The 2,471-nt window shown below is 57.2% G+C and carries 1 rRNA gene; it reads right to left on the bottom strand.

The features are described 5' to 3' along the window. Window positions 1–7: 7 nt before the first annotated feature. A 23S ribosomal RNA gene (locus tag AB0H64_RS44865) occupies window positions 8–2,471 on the bottom strand; the annotation flags it as partial.

Below are 2,471 nucleotides of genomic sequence, written 5' to 3'. Positions count from 1 at the left end.
ATGCTTTGTGGTCAAGTCCTCGGCCTATTAGTACCGGTCAGCTCCACACGTTACCGTGCTTCCACCTCCGGCCTATCAACCCGGTCGTCTACCGGGAGCCTTACCCACTCTCGTGGTGGGAGACCTCATCTCAAGGCGAGCTTCCCGCTTAGATGCTTTCAGCGGTTATCCCTTCCGAACGTAGCCAACCAGCCATGCACCTGGCGGTACAACTGGCACACCAGAGGTTCGTCCGTCCCGGTCCTCTCGTACTAGGGACAGCTCCTTTCAAGTCTCCTGCGCGCGCAGCGGATAGGGACCGAACTGTCTCGCGACGTTCTAAACCCAGCTCGCGTACCGCTTTAATGGGCGAACAGCCCAACCCTTGGGACCTACTCCAGCCCCAGGATGCGACGAGCCGACATCGAGGTGCCAAACCATCCCGTCGATATGGACTCTTGGGGAAGATCAGCCTGTTATCCCCGGGGTACCTTTTAGCCGTTGAGCGACACCGCTTCCACACGCCGATGCCGGATCACTAGTCCCAGCTTTCGCTCCTGCTCGACCCGTCAGTCTCACAGTCAAGCTCCCTTGTGCACTTACACTCGACACCTGATTGCCAACCAGGCTGAGGGAACCTTTGGGCGCCTCCGTTACCCTTTAGGAGGCAACCGCCCCAGTTAAACTACCCACCAGACACTGTCCCCGATCCGGATCACGGACCAGAGTTAGACGTTCAAAACGACCAGAGTGGTATTTCACCAATGACTCCACCCGAACTAGCGTCCGAGCTTCCCAGTCTCCCACCTATCCTACACAAGACGCTCCAAACGCCAATGTCAAGCTGTAGTGAAGGTCCCGGGGTCTTTCCGTCCTGCTGCGCGTAACGAGCATCTTTACTCGTAATGCAATTTCGCCGGGTCTGCGGTTGAGACAGCGGGGAAGTCGTTACGCCATTCGTGCAGGTCGGAACTTACCCGACAAGGAATTTCGCTACCTTAGGATGGTTATAGTTACCACCGCCGTTTACCGGCGCTTAAGTTCTCACCTTCGCCAACTTGCGTTGACTAAGCGGTCCCCTTAACGTTCCGGCACCGGGCAGGCGTCAGTCCGTATACATCGTCTTACGACTTCGCACGGACCTGTGTTTTTAGTAAACAGTCGCTTCCCCCTGGCCACTGCGACCCCCACCAGCTTCGGAGGCACGCTCCTACACCGGCAGAGGTCCCCCTTCTCCCGAAGTTACGGGGGCAATTTGCCGAGTTCCTTAACCACAGTTCACCCGATCGCCTTGGTATTCTCTACCTGACCACCTGAGTCGGTTTAGGGTACGGGCCGCCACAACACTCACTAGAGGCTTTTCTCGGCAGCATAGGATCATCCACTTCGCCACAATCGGCTCGGCATCACATCTCAGGATACATGCGAGGCGGATTTGCCTACCTCACTCCCTACATGCTTACCCCAGGACTACCATCGCCTGGGCTGGACTACCTTCCTGCGTCACCCCATCGCTTACCTACTACCCGATCGGATCGAGCGTTCACTCTGACACCAGCCCCGAAGGGCCGATCGAGCTAAGGACTCTTAGCATCACGAGGTTCGATATGGGCGCATTGAAGCGGGTACGGGAATATCAACCCGTTGTCCATCGACTACGCCTGTCGGCCTCGCCTTAGGTCCCGACTTACCCTGGGCGGATTAGCCTGCCCCAGGAACCCTTGGTCATCCGGCGCGAGGGTTTCTCACCCTCGATTCGCTACTCATGCCTGCATTCTCACTCGCACAGCCTCCACAACTAGATCACTCTGCTGCTTCGCCGGCTGCACGACGCTCCCCTACCCACCAACAGCACCCAAAGGAACTGTCAGTGCCACGACTTCGGCGGTGTACTTGAGCCCCGCTACATTGTCGGCGCGGAATCACTTGACCAGTGAGCTATTACGCACTCTTTCAAGGGTGGCTGCTTCTAAGCCAACCTCCTGGTTGTCTCTGCGACTCCACATCCTTTCCCACTTAGCACACGCTTAGGGGCCTTAGTCGGTGATCTGGGCTGTTTCCCTCTCGACTACGAACCTTATCGCCCGCAGTCTCACTGCCACGCTCTCACTTACCGGCATTCGGAGTTTGGCTGACGTCAGTAACCTTGTCGGGCCCATCGGCCATCCAGTGCTCTACCTCCGGCAAGAAACACGCGACGCTGCACCTAAATGCATTTCGGGGAGAACCAGCTATCACGGAGTTTGATTGGCCTTTCACCCCTACACACAGGTCATCCCCCAGGTTTTCAACCCTGGTGGGTTCGGTCCTCCACCCAGTCTTACCTGAGCTTCAACCTGCCCATGCGTAGATCACTCCGCTTCGGGTCTACAGCATGCGACTCAAACGCCCTATTCAGACTCGCTTTCGCTACGGCTCCCCCACACGGGTTAACCTCGCCACACACCATAACTCGCAGGCTCATTCTTCAAAAGGCACGCAGTCACATCACA

Source organism: Nonomuraea sp. NPDC050733 (genome assembly GCF_040654215.1).
Classification (GTDB): Bacteria; Actinomycetota; Actinomycetes; order Streptosporangiales; family Streptosporangiaceae; genus Nonomuraea.
This window is presented reverse-complemented; position numbering and strand designations above follow the sequence as displayed.